Origin of the sequence: Thermus thalpophilus, assembly GCF_022760915.1 — a bacterium.
Lineage (GTDB): Bacteria > Deinococcota > Deinococci > Deinococcales > Thermaceae > Thermus > Thermus thalpophilus.
The window spans coordinates 138,033-154,564 of sequence record NZ_JAKTNS010000001.1 but is presented as its reverse complement, the minus strand read 5'-3'; the positions used below and the strand labels follow the sequence as shown (position 1 = coordinate 154,564).

Sequence of the window (16,532 nt, the reverse complement as noted above, 5' to 3'; positions counted from 1 at the left end):
GGAAGCCCACGGGCGGGGCTACCGCTGGCAGGCTTTGAGGGAGCGCCTTCTTAAGGCGGTCTCGGGGTCCAGGCCCTTTTTGGCGAAAAGCCCCACCAGGTTCCAAAGCGCCTCCTCGAGGTCCCCTTCCTCCAGGGCTCGCTTAAGCCCTTCCTCGCTTCCCGGGTCTACCCCCTTCTTCTGGAGCTCGTAGGCCCGGAGGAGGGTGGGGAGGTGCTGGGGCAGGCCGCAGGGGTCTTCCCGCTTCCCCTCTTGGGCCTTTAGGTCTTCCCAGCGGGCCTTCACCTCCTCCGGGGTGTTGGCCTTGGCCTCCCCGAAGACGTGGGGGTGGCGGCGGATGAGCTTCTCCACGATGGCCCCTTCCACATCGGCGTAGGAAAACCGCCCCTCCTCCTCGGCGATGACGCTGTGGAAGGCCACCTGCAAGAGAACGTCCCCCAGCTCCTCCGCCATCTCCTTGGGGTTGCCTTTAAGGAGGGCGTCCGCCGCTTCGGAAGCCTCCTCCAAAAGGTAGGGCACCAGGCTCTCGTGGGTCTGGGCCCGGTCCCAAGGGCACCCCCCGGGGCCCCTGAGGCGGCGCATCACCTCAAGCAGGCGTTCCATGCCCCCCATTCTCCCGCAAAAGGAGCCCGCCCAAAAGGGATAGCCCCACCAAAAGGAGGCTTAAGGGATCCATGGGGGCAGGCTCCAGGACCACCCCCGCCGGGGTGGGCACGGGGAGCCCGGTGGTGCGGGTGAGGAGGAAGAGGAGGAAAAGCCCCCCCACCAAAAGGCGCCCCGCCCGAAGCCAACTGGGTCCAAGGCGCACCTCTAGAAGGGGGAGAAGGAGGAGGGAAAGCCCAAAGCCGAGCTCCAAGGCCAAAAGGACCATGAAGAGGAGCCCGTACCAGAAACCCGGGGTCGCTAAGGCCAAGGCGGGGTCTTTCAGGCGGAAGACCTCCCCGCAAAGCCCCCCGCCCAAGGGGGTATCCCCCAGGCCGAGGAGCTGGAGGAAGAAGGGGAGGGTAAGGAGGATCCCGGCCAAGCGGAGCATGGAGGGCATCTTACCCCGGTGAAGTACATTTGTCCCCCCCAAAGCCCCTATCCTGAGGCCATGCGGCGCGGGATGGTCCTTTTTCTTCTCCTCGGTTTTGCCCTGGCGCAAGAGGTGCGGGTGGTGGAGGGCTGGGTCCGGTATCCGGCCACCCTGGCCGTCACCGCCGCCTACCTGACCCTGGAAAACCTGGGGGACGCCCCCTTGCGCCTGGTGGGGGCGGAGGCGGCGTGGGCGGAGCGGGTGGAGCTCCACGGTACCTTCCACCAGGAAAAAGACGGCAAGATGGTCATGGGGATGCGGCCCGTGGACTTCGCCGAGGTCCCGCCTAAGGGCAGGCTTGTCCTCAAGCCCGGGGGATACCACCTCATGCTCTTCAACCTCAGGCGGCCCCTCAAGCTGGGGGAGAGGGTGGAGCTTGTCCTCAAGTTCCAAAACGGTACCCAGCTTAAGGTACGCCTACCCGTGGAGGAACGATGAGGCGGCTATGGCTTCCCCTTGCCCTTTTGGCCCTCTTGGGGGTGGCCTACCTTTTCCTGCCCAAGGGGCATAGCTTCCACGGCACCCGGCTCATGAACCCCAAGCCCGTGGACTTCACCTTGGAAGGCCCGGAGGGCCCGGTGCGCCTGGCGGATTTGGGCGAGGTGGTCCTCCTCTTCTTCGGCTACGTCCACTGCCCCGATGTCTGCCCCACCACCCTCCTGGCCCTGAAGCGGGCCTATGAGGGGCTTTCCCCCGCGGAGCAGGCGCGGGTGCGGGTGGTCTTCGTCAGCGTGGACCCGGAGCGGGATTCCCCCGAGGTGGCGGACCGCTACGCCAAGAACTTCCACCCCAGCTTCCTGGGCCTTTCCGGAAGCCCTGAGGCCATCCAGGAGGTGGCCCAACGCTTTGGCGTCTACTACCAGAAGACCCAGTACCGGGGGCCGGGGGAGTACCTGGTGGACCACACCGCCACCACCTTCGTGGTGCGGGGGGGGAGGCTCGTCCTCCTCTTCAGCCCCGAGAAGGTGGAGGCCACGGACAAGGTGGTGGCGGACCTCAGGGCTTTGTTGTAAAATGACCGAATGGCGGATCTAAGAGAACTCCTGGACAAGGCGCGGGAAGCGGTTAGGGAAGCGGCGGGGGAGGCGGAAAAGCGCCTTTTGGAGCTCAAGGAGAAGCTGGACCAGGACAAGGACGGCCGGCCCGACGTGGTGGAGCGGGCCCTGGAGGAGGCCAAAAAGGCTTTGGAGGAGGCCAAGGCCCGGCTCAAGGAGCTGGACCAAGACCAAGACGGGGTCCCCGACCGCCTGAGGGGCCTGGCCGAGGCCGCCAAAAAGGCGGCGGAAACCGCCAGGGCCAAGGCGGAGGAGGCCGCCCGCCTCCTCCGGGAGCGCCTGGGCCGGGGCTAGCCCAAGGCCACGTCCAGGGCCATCATGGTGGCGAAGCCCACCATGACCCCGAAGGTGGACACGTCCCCGTTGCCCTCCGCCTGGCTTTCCGGGATCACCTCCTCCACGATGACGAAGATCATGGCCCCCGCCGCCAGGGCCATGAGGTAGGGGAGGAGGGCCATCATCTGCCCTACCAAGAGCGCCCCCAAGACCGCTCCCAGGGGTTCCACGAGGGCGGAAAGCTGGCCGTAAAAAAAGGCGAGCCCCGCGCCCACCCCCGCCCGCCGCAGGGGCCAGGCCACCGCCAGGCCCTCGGGCAGGTTCTGAAGCCCGATGCCCACGGCCAAGGCGATGGCTCCCCCCAGGCTCGCCGCCCCCGTGGGGTCCAGGCCGGCGGCCCCGAAGGCCACCCCCACGGCGAGCCCTTCGGGGAAGTTGTGCAGGGTGATGGCCAGGATGAGGAGGGTGGTGCGCCGCCAGTGAGTGGGGAGGCCTTCCGCCTGGGCCCCGGGGAAAAGGTGCACGTGGGGCAGTAAGAGGTCCAACAAGCGGAGAAACCCCCCGCCCAGGAGGAAGCCCACCACCGCCGGAACCAGGGGGTTTTGCCCTTGGGCCTCCGCCATCTCCATCCCGGGCAGGAGGAGGGAGAAGACGCTGGCCGCCAGCATCACCCCGGCGGCGAAGCCCAGCATGCCGTCCAGGAGCTTGCGGCTCGGCTCCCGGGCCAGGAAGACGCTGGCCGCCCCCACCGCGGTGAGGCCCCAGGTGAAGAGGCCCCCAAGAAGGGCGTGGAGAACCGGGGCGTCCATGCCCCCGATTTTAGGGGAACCTAAACCCCGGGGCAAGCCCGCTTTGGGGTATCCTGAGGTAAGGTATGCTGGATAAGCTTGCGCGCTTAGAAGAAGAGTACCGGGAGCTGGAAGCGCTCCTCGCCGACCCCGGGGTCTTAAAGGACCCCAAGCGCTACCAGAACCTTTCCCGGCGGTACGCGGAGATGGGGGAGATCATCGCCCTCATCCGGGAGTACCGCAAGGTGCTGGAGGACCTCGATGGCCTGGAAACCCTTCTGGAAGACCCTGAACTCAAGGAAGAGGCCAAGGCGGAAAGGGAGCGGCTTCTCGCCCGGAAGGAAGCGCTGGAAAAGGAGCTTGAGCGCCACCTCCTGCCCAAGGACCCCATGGACGAGCGGGACGCCATCGTGGAGATCCGGGCCGGCACCGGGGGGGAGGAGGCGGCCCTCTTCGCCCGCGACCTCCTGGAGATGTACCTCCGCTTCGCCGAGGAGATGGGCTTTGAGACGGAGATCCTGGACTCCAACCCCACGGACCTTGGCGGCTTTTCCAAGGTGGTCTTTGAGGTGCGGGGGCCCGGGGCCTACGGCACCTTCAAGTACGAAAGCGGGGTTCACCGGGTGCAGCGGGTCCCGGCCACGGAAACCCAGGGGCGGATCCACACCTCCACCGCCACCGTGGCGGTCTTGCCCAAGGCGGAGGAGGCGGACTTCCAGCTCAACATGGACGAGGTCCGCATTGACGTGATGCGGGCCTCGGGGCCGGGCGGGCAGGGGGTGAACACCACGGACTCCGCGGTGCGGGTGGTCCACCTGCCCACGGGGATCATGGTCACCTGCCAAGATTCCCGCAGCCAGATCAAGAACCGGGAGAAGGCCCTCATGATCCTCCGTAGCCGCCTCCTGGAGATGAAGCGGGCGGAGGAGGCGGAAAAGCTCCGCCAGACCCGCCTGGCCCAGATCGGCACCGGGGAGCGCTCGGAGAAGATCCGCACCTACAACTTTCCCCAGTCCCGGGTCACGGACCACCGCATCGGCTTCACCACCCACGACCTCGAGGGCGTCCTCTCGGGCCACCTCCAGCCCCTCTTGGAGGCCCTCAAGCGGGCCGACCAGGAGCGCCAGCTGGAGGCCATGACGGAAGCGTGATGCGCCGCGAGATCCTGGTGGTGGCGGCCATCCTTCTGGACCGCCAGGGGCGGGTCCTCTTGGTGGGGAACGACTGGGGCCGCCGGGGCCAGGTGCGCTACACCCTCCCCGGGGGCACGGTGGAGCCGGGGGAAACGGTGTTGGAAGCCCTGGCGCGGGAGGTGCGGGAGGAAACGGGGCTTAGCGTCAAGGCGGTGGAGCACCTGGCCTATGTGATCCAGGTGGAGGACCGCCGCAAGAACGAGCGCACCTTGGCCCTGGCCTTCAAGGCCACCTACGAGGGGCTTTTGAACCCCAAGGACCCCGACGGGCACATCGTGGAAGCCCGCTTCTTCACCCCGGAGGAGGTGGCGGCTCGGCTCGCCGAGAAAGGCCCCTTGCGGGAGCCACTTTTGGACTACCTTTCCGGGGAGCGGGGCCGCTTTTACGCCTACGCGGGCTGGGGCCAGCCGGGGGTGCGGGTTTAGGGGCCGAGCTTCCGCTTCAGGTAGCTTAAAAGCTCCTCTAAGGTGCGCCGCAAGGCCCGTTGCTCCTCGGCCAGGGCTTCCAGGGGGTCTTTGGGCGCCTCGCTTCCCGCGAAGGTCTTGAAAAGCAAGGTGGCGTTGCCGCACCGGGGGCAGGACACCTCCGCCGGGCGCACCGAGGGGGCGTAGAAGACCCGGGCCCCGCACCGGGGGCAAAGGAGGTACTTGGCCCCCAAGGCCTCCCCTTTGCGCACCGCCTCGGCCAGCTCCCGAGCCTCTTCCCGGGGGAAGCCCAGGAAGTAGTCCTCCCCCAGTTGGACCAGGCCCAGGGTTTCCTCCGTGACCTTCAAGTCGCCCCGCTTGCCCTCGGGCACCTCCCAGGTGAAGCCGTTCCAGCGGAAGTGGCGGAGGTGCTTTTTCCCCTCCAGGTCCTCTATTTCCACGATGAGCTGGAGGTTCGGGTCTTTGGGATAGTAAAAAAGGCGCACCGCCTGGACGCCGGAAAGACTTTTGCTGCGGGGAAGGGTGTAGCTCAAAGGCCCTTCTCCCCGGGCCGGGTAGCCCACCAGGCGCTCCAGGTCGTAGATGGTGAGGCCGGGGCGCTCCATGTCCCCGAAGAGGAGGCGCTCCACGTAGCGGAAGGCGGCCTCGAGGCCGGGATCCATGGCAGGATTTTACCCTAAAGGAGGCCATAATGGACTCATGGCCCTTCTCTTCACGCCCTTAGAGCTCCGCGGCGTGCGGCTCAAGAACCGCCTCTCCATGTCCCCCATGTGCCAGTACTCGGCCACGGAGGACGGGGAGGTCGCGGACTGGCACCTCCTCCACTACCCCACCCGGGCCCTGGGGGGCGTGGGGCTCGTCCTCCTCGAGGCCACCGCCGTCCTCCCCGAGGGGCGCATCAGCCCCTTTGACCTGGGCATCTGGTCCGAAGACCACCTGCCGGGGCTAAAGGAGCTCGCCCGGCGCATCCAGGAGGCGGGGGCGGTGCCCGGCATCCAGCTGGCCCACGCCGGGCGCAAGGCGGGGGTGGCGCGGCCCTGGGAAGGGGGGAAGCCCTTGGGCTGGCGGGTGGTGGGGCCAAGCCCCATCCCCTTCGCTGAAGGCTACCCCGTGCCCGAGCCCTTGGACGAGGGGGGGATGGCGCGGGTCCTCGAGGCCTTTGTGGCGGGGGCCAAGCGGGCCCTGCGGGCGGGCTTCCGGGTGGTGGAGTTCCACATGGCCCACGGCTACCTCCTCTCCTCCTTCCTCTCCCCCTTGAGCAACCGGCGGGAGGACGCCTACGGGGGAAGCCTGGAAAACCGCATGCGCTTTCCCTTGGAGGTGGCGAGGGCGGTGCGGGAGGCCCTTCCCCCCGAGGTTCCCCTTTTCGTGCGGGTTTCCGCCACGGACTGGGGGGAAGGGGGGTGGGGCCTGGAGGACACCCTGGCCTTCGCCGAGCGGCTTAAGGCCCTGGGGGTGGACCTTTTGGACCTCTCCAGCGGGGGGGTGGTGCCGGGGGTGAGGATCCCCGTGGCCCCGGGCTTCCAGGTGCCCTTCGCCGATGCGGTGCGCAAGCGGGTGGGGCTTCGCACCGGGGCGGTGGGCCTCATCACCACCCCGGAGCAGGCGGAGACCCTTCTGCAGGCGGGAAGCGCCGACCTCGTCCTCCTGGGGCGGGTGCTCCTCCGCGACCCCTACTTCCCCTTGCGGGCGGCCCAGGCCCTGGGGGTCAAGGCGGAGGTGCCGCCCCAGTACGACCGGGCCTTCTAGCCCCCCTGGAGGATGGCCAGGAGGGCTTCCCGGTGGGCCAGGTAGGCGGCCCGCCCCTTGGGGGTGAGCCTCACCCAGGTCTTGGGCCTGCGGCCCACAAAGCCCTTCCGCACCGCCACGTACCCCGCCTCCTCCAGCTTCTGCAGGTGGCTTGCCAGGTTCCCCTCGGTGAGCCCTAGGGCGTTTTTGAGCCAGGAGAACTCCACCTCGGCCTCCTCCCCCAAGGCGGCCAGGAGGGCCATGAGGCGGAGGCGGGTCTCCTGGTGGATCAAGGGGTCCAGCGCCATACGAGCCGCGCCCCCAGGAGGAGGGCGAAGAGGCCCACCAAGGCCATGCCCCAGGGCCACCCTTCGGGGAAGAGGCGGTAGAGCAGGAGGGCGAGGAGGAAGAGGCCCAGGCCGCCCAAGAAAAGCTCGCGTGCCTTCCAGAGAGCCCCGGTGAGGGCGAGGCCGAAGGCCACGAGGCTCACCAGGAAGCTCTGCCCCTCGAGGCCCCGGGGAGGGAGGAGAAACGCCCAGTGCAGGACGTAGAAGAGGGTGAGGAGCCCCCACAGGGCGAAGGTGAGGAGGCCCCCTTCGCTTCGCACCGCCTCCCCCTGCCTGAACCCCAGGTAGAAGGTGAGGAGGGTGGCGAGGGGAGCGGTGAGGGCGAAGAAGGGCCCCGCCCAGGCGGGGCGCAGGGCCAGGAGAAGGTAGCCCAGGGCCCAGACCCCGCCCCAGAGGACCAGGTACCACCCCCCGAGGAGGGCCACCCTAAGCCGCGCCTCCCGTTCGCTGGCCTGGGCGGCCTCCAGAAGGTGGCGCGCCTCCTCCCGCCTCATGGCCGCCCCCCGCCCAGGAGAAGCCTTAAGTAGAACCCGCCGGGGAAGGCGGGGGAGTAGGTGTACCCCGCCCCGAGCCCCACCGCCCAGCCCCCTTTCGGGCCCAGGAAGCGAAAGGCCCGCACCCCCAGGTCCAGGAGGAACCCCCCCTGTTGGCCCACCTCCCCACCCCCCAGGCCCAGCCCGGGCAGGAGGTAGAAGCCCTTCCCCAGGGAAAGCCAAGGCCCCACCATCAAGGCGCCGCCCCTACCCCAGGGCCCGCCCCAGGCCTCGCCCCCCAGGGCCAGGCCGTGGAAGGTGCCAAAACCCCCACCCCCGCCTTGGAACCCCCCTTGGTAGCCCAGGAAGCCGTAGCCCAGGGAGCCCGCCAGGGCGGGGGTGGCGAGGGTCAGGACCGCCAGCGCTCGCGCCATCCGCCGCATGCTCACCTCCTACAAACTACTTTGTAATGCAAAGTTAAGAGGATGTCAAGGGGCGCGGGGAGGTAAACTGGCCCCATGCGGGCGATCCGGGTACACGAGGTGGGCGGGCCCGAGGTGCTTCGGCTGGAGGAGCTTCCCACGCCCGAGCCAGGGCCGGGGGAGGTCCTCGTCCGTTTGGAGGCCATTGGGGTCAACTACATTGACACCTACAAGCGGAAGGGCCTCTACCCCATGCCCCTTCCCTTCACCCTGGGGGAGGAGGGGGCGGGGGTGGTGGAGCAGGTGGGGGACGGGGTCTTGGGGGTGCGCCCTGGGGACCGGGTGGCCTTCGCCAACGTGCAAGGGTCCTACGCCCAGTACCAGCTCGTCCCCGCCGAGCGCCTGGTGCCCATTCCCGAGGGGCTTAGCCCCAAGCTGGCGGCGGCGGTCCTCCTCCAGGGCATGACGGTGCACTACCTCCTGAAGAGCACCTACCCCGTGGGCCCCGGGACCCAGGTCCTGGTGCACGCCGCCGCGGGGGGCGTGGGCACCCTCCTCGTCCAGTGGGCCAAGCGGCTTGGGGCCACGGTTTACGCCACGGCCAGCACCGAGGAGAAGCGGGCCTTGGCCCGTTCCCTGGGGGCGGACTACGCCCTTCCCTACGAGGGCTTCGCCGAGGCGGTGAAGGCCCTTTCTGGGGGCGGGGTGGACGTGGTCTACGACGGGGTGGGGAAGGACACCTTTTTGGGGAGCCTCGAGGCCCTGAGGCCCCGGGGCTACCTGGTCCTCTTCGGCCAGTCCTCGGGCCCCGTGCCGCCCCAGGACCCCCAGATCCTAAACCGCAAGGGAAGCCTCTTCCTCACCCGCCCCACCCTCCACCACTACACGGCGAGCCGCAAGGAGCTCCTTTGGCGGGCGGGGGAGGTCTTCCAGGCGGTGCGGGAGGGGTGGCTTAAGGTCCTCCTCGGGGCCGAGTTTCCCCTGGAAAGGGCCAAGGAGGCCCACGAGGCCCTGGAGGGGCGAAAGACCACGGGCAAGGTCCTCCTAATCCCCTAGATAGCGGGCCTTCCAGGCCTTTAGGCCCTCCTCCGGGAGGTAAGCCCCCCGCACGGTGCAGGCCAAGGCGGCCAGGGCCGCCGCCCCCTTTAGGCTTTCCTCCAGGTCCTCCCGAGAAAGGCGAGGGAGGCTTTCCTTGGTGTAGCCCTTCCGCAGGAGGAGGGCGAGGAGGCCTGCCGTGAAGCTATCCCCCGCTCCTACCGTGTCCGCCACCGGCACCGCCACCGCCTCCACCCGCACCGCCTCCTCCCCCAGGAAGCCCAGGGCCCCTTCCTTCCCCAGGGTGAGGACCTTGAGGGGTGGGGGGAGCCTGCGCACCGCCTCCACGGGGTCTTCCGGGAAGAGGAGGGCGGCGTCCTCCAGGGAGAGCTTCAGGAGGTCCACCCGCGCTAGGTAAGCCTCTATCCACCCCCTTTCCTCCCCCGTGGGGGTGTGGCGCAGGTTGGGGTCGTAGGAGAGGAGGGCCCCTTCCCGCTCCGCCTCCTCCAGGAGGGCCCAAAGCCCTTCCGCCGCCCGCGCTTCCAGGGCGAAGAGGGAGCCGAAGTGGAAGGCCTGGGCCCCCTTCAGGGCCCCCCCTTCCAAGCGGAAGGGTTCTTGGAAGGGACGATGGAAGCTGTAAAGGGCGTTCCCTCCTTGGTCCAAGCGCACCAAGGCCAGGGGCATGGGGGTGGGGTGGCGTTTGAGCCAGCCCTCCAGGCCCCGCCGCCCCATCTCCTCCTCGCTCCAGGCGGAAAGCCAGTCCTCCCCCACCTCCGAGAGGAAGCGCACGGGAAAGCCAAGGCGGGCCAGGGTGGTGGCGGTGTTCAGCACCGAGCCCCCCAGGACCCCGGTGAAGCGCAAGGGGTTTTCCCCTTCCAGGATGAGGTCCACCAGGACCTCGCCACACAAGGCCAGCATGGGTCCATTATGCCCCGGCTGGCTTCACATTCTTTGGGGGAAAGGTGGTATAATCCTTCCCGCAACCAGGGCAACCCCGCGCGGTCTTCATGGCGCCCTTCGCTTTTATCCCGCCCACAGGAGGTGCAGGATGCTTGGAGGATATGCCCACAGGATCGCCCGTATAGACCTCACCAGCGGCAAGGTGGAGTACTTTGCCCCCGACCCCAAGGACCTGGAGATGTACGTGGGGGGGCGGGGCCTTGGGGTGAAGTACGTGTTTGAAAACGGCCCCCAGGTGGACCCCTTCAGCCCAGAAAACCTCCTCGCCATCATGAACGGGCCCCTTTCCGGCACCCGGGCCAAGATGTCGGGGCGGCTCGCCGTGGTGACCAAAAGCCCCCTCACCGGCACGGTGACGGATAGCCACATGGGAGGCTGGACCGCCGCCAAGCTGAAGTGGGCGGGGTTTGACGGCCTCCTCATCAAGGGGGCCGCGGAAAAGCCCGTTTACCTCTTGGTGAAGGACGGGGAGGTTTCCATCCACGACGCTTCCGACCTCTGGGGCAAGACCACCCACGAGGTGCACCGCATCCTCCGCGAGCGGCACGGGGAGGAGGCGGACGTGATGGCCATCGGCCCCGCCGGGGAGAACCGGGTGCGCTTCGCCAACTGGATCAATAACGACGAGCGGGCGGCGGGCCGCGGGGGCACCGGGGCGGTGGCGGGGAGCAAGCGGCTCAAGGCCATCGTGGTGGTGGGGAAGCAGGACCACATGCCCCAGCCCAAGGACCCCGAGCTTTGGCGGGAGGCGGACCGGCTGGCCTCCGCCACCATCAACGACCCCAAGAACGTCACCGCGCCCAAGAAGGGCGGGCTTTCCCTCTACGGCACCAACGTCCTCATGAACATCACCAACGTCATGGGGGCCCTGCCCACCTTTAACGCCCAGCACACCTGCATAGACGGGGTCCAGACCATCTCCGGGGAGTACATCCGGGAGCACCGCCTCGTCAAGGACAACACCTGCCACGCCTGCCCCGTGGCCTGCAAGAAGATGGTGGAGGTCCACGTAAACGGCAAGACCATCCGCTTTGAGTCCTACGAGTACGAGTCCGCCTGGGCTTTGGGGGCGCACTCGGGCCACACGGACACTGACTGGACGGGCTACGCCATCTACCTCTGCAACGCCTACGGCATGGACACCATTGAGGCGGGCAACGCCATCGCCGTGCTCATGGAGGCCACGGAGAAGGGCTACTACCAGGGCGAGGACGGGATTCGCTTCGGGGACAAGGAGGGGGAGATCCGCATCCTGGAGGCCATCGCCCACCGCAAGGGGGTGGGGGACATGCTGGCGGAAGGCCCGGCCCGCTTCGCCAAGGCCATCGGCCACCCGGAGATCTCCTTGGAGGTGAAGGGCCAGTCCATCCCCGCCTACGATCCCCGGGGTCTCAAGGGCATGGGCATCGCCTACGCCACCTCCAACCGCGGGGCCTGCCACCTCCGGGCCTACACCCCCGCCTCGGAGATCCTGGGCGTGCCCTACAAGACCGACCCCCTGGCCTGGGAGGGCAAGGGCAAGCTCACCAAGCTCTTCCAGGACCTTTCCGCCTTCACCGACTCCCTGGACCTCTGCAAGTTCAGCCAGTTCGCCGAGGGGCCCGAAGAGTACGCCAAGCAGCTCGCCGCCTACTGGGGCCGCCCGGTGACCCCGGAGGAGATCCTGAAGATCGGGGAGCGCATCTACAACCTGGAGCGCTACTACAACAACCTGGCGGGCTGGGCTGAGGGCTCGGACTACCTGCCCAAGCGCTTCCTGGAGGAGCCCTCCGACTGCGCCGGTTCCAAGGGGCAGCGCACGGAGCTGGACCTCATGCTGGAGGAGTACTACCGGGAGCGGGGCTGGGAACGGGGGGTGGTGCCCCCGGCCAAGCTGGCGGAGCTGGGCATCCTTTCCCAGGCGGCGGGCGATTAGACCTTCCGGTCAGGACCCCGGCCCTAGGGGCCGGGGTTTCCTTTAAACTCCCGTTATGCCCAAGGTGAACCTTTACGCCACCTTCCGCGACCTCACGGGAACGAGCCACCTGGAGGTGGAGGGCCGGACCGTGGGGGAGGTGCTGGCCAATCTGGTCCAGGCCTACCCCAAGCTCAAGGAGGAGCTCTTTGAAGGGGAGGCTTTGGCGGAGCGGGTTTCGGTCTTCTTGGATGGGCGGGACGTGCGGTACCTCGAGGGCCTTTCCACCCCCTTGGCCCCGGAGGCCACCTTGGACCTCTTCCCCCCGGTGGCGGGCGGGGCGTTGACCCGGAACTTTGGCGCCTTCCCGGCCTGGCTTTTGGAGGAGTACCTCGCCTCCTGGGGAGGAAAGAGGCTGGAAGAGGGCCTTTACGCCCTGCCTGGGGCCAAGGTGCGCTTCGCCGAGGCGGAGCCCCTAAAGGTGGGAAGCCTCAGCATCCCCCAGCTTTGGGTGGAGGTGGAAGGGGAGGAGGCGGAGGCCTGGTTTAACCGCATCGCCTTCGCCGCAAGCCGCGGGGGCGGCTAGAGGCTAAAGAAGGCGTAGCCTTGGGCGTGGACCACCTCCACCCCCAAGGGGGTGCGGTAGCCCCTTAAGGGGTTCGCCCCCAGGAGGGGGGTGTGGCCGTGGACGTGGAGCCGGGGGCGGAAGAGGCGGTGGAAGAGGAGGAACGCCCCCGCCCCCCGGTGGGGGAAATCCTTCCCCGCCGTGGGTCCTGGGGGTGGGGCGTGGGTGAGGAGGACGTCCACCGCGCGCCCTCTAAGAAGCCGCCTGGGTAGGAGGAAAAGGGGCTTGAGGGCCAGGCGGTAAAGCTCCGTTTCCGCAAGCTGCCCTTCCCCTTCCCGGTAGCGGGGCACCCCGCCGATGCCGTAGAAGAGGAGGCCCCCGTGGCGGAAAAGCCTCCCGTGGAGGTTCACCACCCCCCCGGGGCGCTTCTTCCGTCCCTCTTCCCACACCCACTCCTCCCCGTGGTTGCCGGGCACAAAGAGCACGGGCACCGCCACCTGGCTGGCCACGTACTCCAGGTACTCCCCCGGCAGGTCCCCCGCTGCCAGCACCAGGTCAAAGGGGGGAAGGTTATGGGGGAAGCGGGGGGAGTGGATGTGGGGGTGGACCTGGTCGGAGAGGAGAAGGAGGCGCACGCTTCTTTTAATTTTGGCAAAAAGGCGCAAGGATAGGAGCGTGCGGGCTTACACCACGGCGCACCTTTCCTTCGCCCTGCCCGAGGGGCACCCCTTCCCCCTCTACAAGTACCCGGGGGTGGCGGAGGCCCTAAAGGGCCTCCTTCCCATCTTGCCTGCTCCCGAGGCGCCCAAGGAGGCGCTCTACCTGGCCCACGAGCGGGCCTATCTGGATAGGCTCTTTACGGAAGGGCTTACCCGGGAGGAGTCCTTGCGCCTGGGCCTTCCTTTCAGTCAGGGGCTCCTAAAGCGGGCCCTCCACGCCGCCGGGGGAACCCTGCGGGCGGCGGAGGACGCTTTGGAGCTGGGGCTTGGCCTTAACCTTGCAGGCGGGACCCACCATGCCTTTCCGGGACGGGCGGAGGGGTATAGCCTCTTCAACGACGTGGCCGTGGCCATCCATTGGCTGCGGGCCAAGCGAGGCTTTGGGGGACGGGTCCTGGTGGTGGACCTGGACGCCCACCAGGGCAACGGCACCGCCTTCTTTTTCCAAAACGACCCCACGGTCTTCACCCTCTCCCTCCACGGGGAGCGGAACTACCCCTTGAAAAAGGAGAAGGGCGACCTGGACGTGGGCCTTCCCGACGGTACAGGGGACGAAGGCTACCTCCGGGCCCTGGAAGAGGCTTTGGAGAGGGCTTTCGCCTTTCGCCCGGACCTGGTCTTTTACAACGCTGGGGTGGATGTCCTAAAGGGGGACCGCTTTGGCCGCCTGGCCTTGAGCCCGGAAGGGGTGGGGCGGCGGGACCTTTTGGTCTTTCGCTTCGTCCGGCGGCTTGGTGTGCCCCTGGTGGTGGTCATGGGCGGGGGGTACAACCGGGACCCCGCCCTCACCGTGGCCGCCCACGCCCTGACCTACCGCCTGGCGCTAAGCTCCTTGGCGTAGGTGGCCACCGCCTCTTCCAGGCTAAAGCCCAGGCTCCGGTAAAGCTCCAGGGCCCCTTTTTCGTGGTCGTGGGCCCGCACCCTGAGAAGCCTCACCCCCTTCTTCCGGGCAAGCCTGGCCGCCTCCGCCAAGAGGGTGCGGCCGATGCCCTTTCCCCGGGCCGCGGGCACCACGCCGATGTAGGCCACGCTGGCCTCCTGGTCCTCCAGCTCCACCTCGGCCATGCCCACCGGCGTTTCCCCCCGGTAGGCCACCAGGAGGTGGATGGCGGGGTCGGCGAAGTGCTCCAGGAGCTCCTCGTCCGTCCACTTGAGGCGCAAGGCCCAGCCTTCCTCGCTTTCCCGGTAGAGCTCCCGATAGACCCCGGGCCCGGGGAAGCCCTCCCGGATCCGCACCCCCTCGGGGGGTGGGAAGTCCAGGCCCTCCGGGTTTTTCACGAAGAAGTAGGTGACGTGGAGGAGACCGTAGCCCGCCGCTTCCAAGGCCCGGCGCACCCCTTGGTTCTCCTCCCGGGGAAAGGCGTAAAGCCTTTCCACCCCAAGCTCCCTGGCCCGCTTTTCCGCCGCTTCCAGAAGGGGGGCGAGGTCCTCTTCCCGGTAGGCCAAGGGCCCTTCCAGGGCGGCCCCATCCCAGAAGGGGTAAAGCCCCACGTACCCCGCCACCTCCCCTTCCCGGAGGAGGACGAGGCCGTCCTCCAGCTCCTCGGCCAGGCCCTCGAGGTCCCGCGCCTCCGGGGCCAGGACCCCCCTTTGGGGGCTTTCGTCCATGAAGCGAAGGAGCTTGAGAAGCCCCGGGAGGTCCTTGCGGGCCACGGGCCGGATCATGCCCTAAGTCTACCCCTAAGGCCCATCGGGCCGCTAGGGACAAGGGTCCAGGTTGAGGGCCTTCACCACCCCTTCCTCCCCGTAAAAGTCCACCACGGTGAGCCGGGCGTAGTCCTGCTCCAGCCTCAGGCCTTCCTCCGGGGGAAGGGGCAGGGCCAGGCTTAAGGCGGCGCGGTTAAGCGTGCAGTTGCCCACCACCAGGAGGGCCTGGCCCCGGTGCCGCGCCAGAAGGGCCCTCACCGCCTCCCGGCCCCTCGCCCACGCTTCCCGCACGCTTTCCCCCAAGGGCGGGGCGAAGCCCGCCTCGTCCGCCATCCAGGCCCTTACCGCCTCGGGATAGAGGGTTTCCACCTCGGCGAAGCTTTTCCCCTCCCAAGCTCCCCAGCTTCGCTCCCGAAGCTCGGGGAGGAGGGTGTGGCCCACCCCCAGGGCCTGGGCCAGGAGGGAGGCGGCTTCGCTTTCCGCCAGGCTGTCGGCGGCGTAGACGTGGGCCACGGGGTAGCGCCTGAGGAGGGGGAGGAGGGCGTGAAGGGCCCACCTGCCTTCCCCCGAGAGGGGGAGGCCTGGGTGGCTGTAGAGGAGGTGGTGGGGGTTTTCCACCGGCCCGGCGCGGGTGAGGAGCAGGGTGGTCTTGGGGTGGGGGCCTTGCAGGAAGTGGGCGAGGAGGCCCATGGCCCTAGAATACGGGGGTGGAACGCTGGGTCATCGTGAACCCCGCCGCGGGCCGGGGCAAGGTGGGGAGGCTTTCGGGGGCCATCCTCGAGGCGGCCCGCAAGCGGGGGGCCAAGGCCTTCCTCACCGAGGGGCCGGGCCACGCCACCCTTCTCGCCCGGGAGGCTCCCCCCGGGGCCCGGGTGGTGGCGGTGGGGGGGGACGGCACCGTGCACGAGGTGCTCAGGGGCCTCGCCGGCACGGAAAAGGCCCTGGGGGTGGTGCCCATCGGGAGCGGGAACGACTTCGCCCGCATGCTGGGCCTAAGAGGGCTTCCTTGGCCTGAGGCCCTGGAGCACGCCCTCCTTGCCCCCGAGGAGGCGGTGGACCTCTGCCGGGTGAACGGGGAGCCCTTCGGGGCCTCCTTGGGGGTGGGGTTTGACGCCTTGGTGGCCAAGAGGGCCCTCTCCGCCCCCTCCTTCCTCCGGGGCATGCCCCGCTACCTCTACGCCCTCTTCGCCGTGCTCAAGGATCTCCGCCTGCCCGAGGGCCGGGTCCTTTTGGACGGGGAGGAGGTTTACCAAGGCCCCCTTTTGCTCCTCGCCGCCATGAACGGCCCCGCCTACGGCGGGGGCATTCCCATCGCCCCCATGGCCGACCCCCGGGATGGGCTCCTCTCCGTGGTCCTGGCCCGGCGCTTTTCCCGACCCGGGGTGGTCCTCATCCTTCCCCGGCTCCTCCTGGGCAAGCACCTATCCCATCCCCAGGTGGCGGCCTTCGCCGCGCGGGAGGTGGAGGTGGCCTTTCCCCACCCTGTTCCCGCCCACACCGACGGGGAGCTTCTGCCCGAGGCCGCCACCTACCGGGCTGCGGTGGAGCCTTTGGGCCTCCGGGTGGTGGGCAGGCGGGCTGGAGCCAAGGGGAAAGAACCCCTCCTTCAGCCCGCGGGGGCTTCTTAGAGGGGTTCTTGAAGACGTTCTAGAAGGTAGCGAAAGCGGCCAGGGCCCTTTCCAGACGCGAAACCGCCCGGGCGAAAAGGGCAATCTGGGCCGCAAGCTTATTCTCCCCGGGCAAGGAGGGCCCCCTCCTTTTCTACCACTTCCTTCAGTCCAGGAGCCCAGGAAAGCTCCACCAGGTCAAAGGTCTGGAGCACGGGGAGTTCCTCCAGGGCTTCCCGCAGCCGGGCTGGGGTGGCCAGGTCCAAGGGAGGTTCGGCGAGCAGGGCCAGGGCAGGGTCCACGTCCTTAATCCTACCGCTCAT

The 16,532-nt window shown here is 68.5% G+C and carries 23 protein-coding genes; 11 read left to right on the top strand and 12 right to left on the bottom strand.

Going from position 1 to position 16,532, the window contains the following annotated elements; genetic code table 11:
* Nucleotides 1-18: 18 nt before the first annotated feature.
* Both L0D17_RS00885 and L0D17_RS00880 read right to left on the bottom strand, forming a co-directional pair.
* Complete coding sequence (locus L0D17_RS00885; RefSeq protein WP_039459626.1) at nt 19-612, bottom strand: MazG family protein; 594 nt, start codon at nt 610-612, stop codon at nt 19-21.
* Nucleotides 587-1,033, bottom strand: a complete 447-nt coding sequence (locus tag L0D17_RS00880) for a hypothetical protein (protein WP_039459625.1) — start codon at nt 1,031-1,033, stop codon at nt 587-589. Before L0D17_RS00880 ends, L0D17_RS00885 begins: the two co-directional genes overlap by 26 nt.
* Before the next feature lie 60 nt (nt 1,034-1,093).
* Between L0D17_RS00880 and L0D17_RS00875 the strand changes: the two genes are divergently transcribed.
* The 3 genes from L0D17_RS00875 to L0D17_RS00865 are packed head-to-tail and all read left to right on the top strand — an operon-like array spanning nt 1,094 to nt 2,424.
* A complete protein-coding gene (locus tag L0D17_RS00875) occupies nt 1,094-1,513 on the top strand; it encodes a copper chaperone PCu(A)C (protein ID WP_039459719.1) in 420 nt (139 codons plus the stop codon).
* Nucleotides 1,510-2,088 (top strand): SCO family protein, encoded by a 579-nt coding sequence (locus tag L0D17_RS00870; protein ID WP_243093523.1) that lies wholly within the window; start codon nt 1,510-1,512, stop codon nt 2,086-2,088. Before L0D17_RS00875 ends, L0D17_RS00870 begins: the two co-directional genes overlap by 4 nt.
* Before the next feature lie 9 nt (nt 2,089-2,097).
* Nucleotides 2,098-2,424, top strand: coding sequence for a dolichyl-phosphate-mannose-protein mannosyltransferase (locus L0D17_RS00865; protein ID WP_243093521.1), 327 nt, complete (start codon nt 2,098-2,100; stop codon nt 2,422-2,424).
* Here L0D17_RS00865 and L0D17_RS00860 read toward each other — a convergent pair.
* The gene (locus tag L0D17_RS00860) at nt 2,421-3,215 is read right to left on the bottom strand and encodes a ZIP family metal transporter (protein WP_243093520.1); all 795 of its coding nucleotides are present in this window, start codon (nt 3,213-3,215) and stop codon (nt 2,421-2,423) included. The genes L0D17_RS00865 and L0D17_RS00860 overlap by 4 nt on opposite strands.
* A gap of 65 nt (nt 3,216-3,280) precedes the next feature.
* Here L0D17_RS00860 and prfA point away from each other — a divergent pair, with 65 nt between their 5' ends.
* On the top strand, nt 3,281-4,345 hold the full coding sequence (prfA, locus tag L0D17_RS00855; RefSeq protein WP_243093518.1) for a peptide chain release factor 1: 1,065 nt from the start codon (nt 3,281-3,283) through the stop codon (nt 4,343-4,345).
* Nucleotides 4,345-4,812 (top strand): NUDIX hydrolase, encoded by a 468-nt coding sequence (locus L0D17_RS00850; RefSeq protein ID WP_039459614.1) that lies wholly within the window; start codon nt 4,345-4,347, stop codon nt 4,810-4,812. Before prfA ends, L0D17_RS00850 begins: the two co-directional genes overlap by 1 nt.
* Here the strand turns inward: L0D17_RS00850 and L0D17_RS00845 are convergent.
* Nucleotides 4,809-5,474 carry a hypothetical protein gene (locus L0D17_RS00845; RefSeq protein ID WP_243093516.1) on the bottom strand — a complete coding sequence of 222 codons (666 nt, stop codon included), beginning with the start codon at nt 5,472-5,474 and terminating at the stop codon, nt 4,809-4,811. The two genes, L0D17_RS00850 and L0D17_RS00845, sit on opposite strands and share 4 nt — an antisense overlap.
* 37 nt (nt 5,475-5,511) lie before the next feature.
* Here L0D17_RS00845 and L0D17_RS00840 point away from each other — a divergent pair, with 37 nt between their 5' ends.
* Nucleotides 5,512-6,561, top strand: coding sequence for an NADH:flavin oxidoreductase/NADH oxidase (locus tag L0D17_RS00840; protein ID WP_243093513.1), 1,050 nt, complete (start codon nt 5,512-5,514; stop codon nt 6,559-6,561).
* On the opposite strand, the gene L0D17_RS00835 is transcribed toward L0D17_RS00840, so the two are convergent.
* From L0D17_RS00835 to L0D17_RS00825, 3 genes are read right to left on the bottom strand one after another with little or no spacing between them, the layout of a single operon-like run.
* Nucleotides 6,558-6,848, bottom strand: coding sequence for a winged helix-turn-helix domain-containing protein (locus L0D17_RS00835; protein ID WP_152607376.1), 291 nt, complete (start codon nt 6,846-6,848; stop codon nt 6,558-6,560). The two genes, L0D17_RS00840 and L0D17_RS00835, sit on opposite strands and share 4 nt — an antisense overlap.
* Complete coding sequence (locus tag L0D17_RS00830; protein WP_243093511.1) at nt 6,830-7,381, bottom strand: hypothetical protein; 552 nt, start codon at nt 7,379-7,381, stop codon at nt 6,830-6,832. The genes L0D17_RS00835 and L0D17_RS00830 overlap by 19 nt, the downstream gene beginning before the upstream one ends.
* A complete protein-coding gene (locus L0D17_RS00825) occupies nt 7,378-7,803 on the bottom strand; it encodes a hypothetical protein (RefSeq protein WP_152607375.1) in 426 nt (141 codons plus the stop codon). The genes L0D17_RS00830 and L0D17_RS00825 overlap by 4 nt, the downstream gene beginning before the upstream one ends.
* Before the next feature lie 75 nt (nt 7,804-7,878).
* Here L0D17_RS00825 and L0D17_RS00820 point away from each other — a divergent pair, with 75 nt between their 5' ends.
* Entirely contained in the window at nt 7,879-8,838 is a 960-nt protein-coding gene (locus L0D17_RS00820; RefSeq protein WP_039459604.1) for a quinone oxidoreductase family protein, read from the top strand.
* Here L0D17_RS00820 and L0D17_RS00815 read toward each other — a convergent pair.
* Complete coding sequence (locus tag L0D17_RS00815; protein ID WP_243093509.1) at nt 8,827-9,735, bottom strand: carbohydrate kinase family protein; 909 nt, start codon at nt 9,733-9,735, stop codon at nt 8,827-8,829. The genes L0D17_RS00820 and L0D17_RS00815 overlap by 12 nt on opposite strands.
* A 130-nt stretch (nt 9,736-9,865) precedes the next feature.
* Here L0D17_RS00815 and L0D17_RS00810 point away from each other — a divergent pair, with 130 nt between their 5' ends.
* Both L0D17_RS00810 and L0D17_RS00805 read left to right on the top strand, forming a co-directional pair.
* Nucleotides 9,866-11,692 (top strand): aldehyde ferredoxin oxidoreductase family protein, encoded by a 1,827-nt coding sequence (locus L0D17_RS00810; RefSeq protein WP_243093507.1) that lies wholly within the window; start codon nt 9,866-9,868, stop codon nt 11,690-11,692.
* Nucleotides 11,693-11,747: 55 nt separating this feature from the next.
* Nucleotides 11,748-12,257 carry a ubiquitin-like small modifier protein 1 gene (locus tag L0D17_RS00805; RefSeq protein ID WP_243093505.1) on the top strand — a complete coding sequence of 170 codons (510 nt, stop codon included), beginning with the start codon at nt 11,748-11,750 and terminating at the stop codon, nt 12,255-12,257.
* Here the strand turns inward: L0D17_RS00805 and L0D17_RS00800 are convergent.
* Nucleotides 12,254-12,871 (bottom strand): metallophosphoesterase, encoded by a 618-nt coding sequence (locus L0D17_RS00800; RefSeq protein WP_039459596.1) that lies wholly within the window; start codon nt 12,869-12,871, stop codon nt 12,254-12,256. The two genes, L0D17_RS00805 and L0D17_RS00800, sit on opposite strands and share 4 nt — an antisense overlap.
* A gap of 40 nt (nt 12,872-12,911) precedes the next feature.
* Between L0D17_RS00800 and L0D17_RS00795 the strand changes: the two genes are divergently transcribed.
* The gene (locus L0D17_RS00795) at nt 12,912-13,796 is read left to right on the top strand and encodes a histone deacetylase family protein (RefSeq protein ID WP_039459714.1); all 885 of its coding nucleotides are present in this window, start codon (nt 12,912-12,914) and stop codon (nt 13,794-13,796) included.
* Here the strand turns inward: L0D17_RS00795 and L0D17_RS00790 are convergent.
* Together L0D17_RS00790 and L0D17_RS00785 are read right to left on the bottom strand one after the other, a co-directional pair.
* Nucleotides 13,766-14,620: a GNAT family N-acetyltransferase gene (locus tag L0D17_RS00790; RefSeq protein WP_243093503.1), complete on the bottom strand. Its 855-nt coding sequence runs from the start codon at nt 14,618-14,620 to the stop codon at nt 13,766-13,768. The genes L0D17_RS00795 and L0D17_RS00790 overlap by 31 nt on opposite strands.
* Nucleotides 14,621-14,653: 33 nt before the next feature.
* On the bottom strand, nt 14,654-15,292 hold the full coding sequence (locus L0D17_RS00785; RefSeq protein WP_243093502.1) for a histidine phosphatase family protein: 639 nt from the start codon (nt 15,290-15,292) through the stop codon (nt 14,654-14,656).
* Nucleotides 15,293-15,309: 17 nt separating this feature from the next.
* Here L0D17_RS00785 and L0D17_RS00780 point away from each other — a divergent pair, with 17 nt between their 5' ends.
* A complete protein-coding gene (locus tag L0D17_RS00780) occupies nt 15,310-16,230 on the top strand; it encodes a diacylglycerol/lipid kinase family protein (protein ID WP_243093500.1) in 921 nt (306 codons plus the stop codon).
* Between the two features lie 98 nt (nt 16,231-16,328).
* On the opposite strand, the gene L0D17_RS00775 is transcribed toward L0D17_RS00780, so the two are convergent.
* Nucleotides 16,329-16,532, bottom strand: coding sequence for a hypothetical protein (locus L0D17_RS00775; RefSeq protein ID WP_243093498.1), 204 nt, complete (start codon nt 16,530-16,532; stop codon nt 16,329-16,331).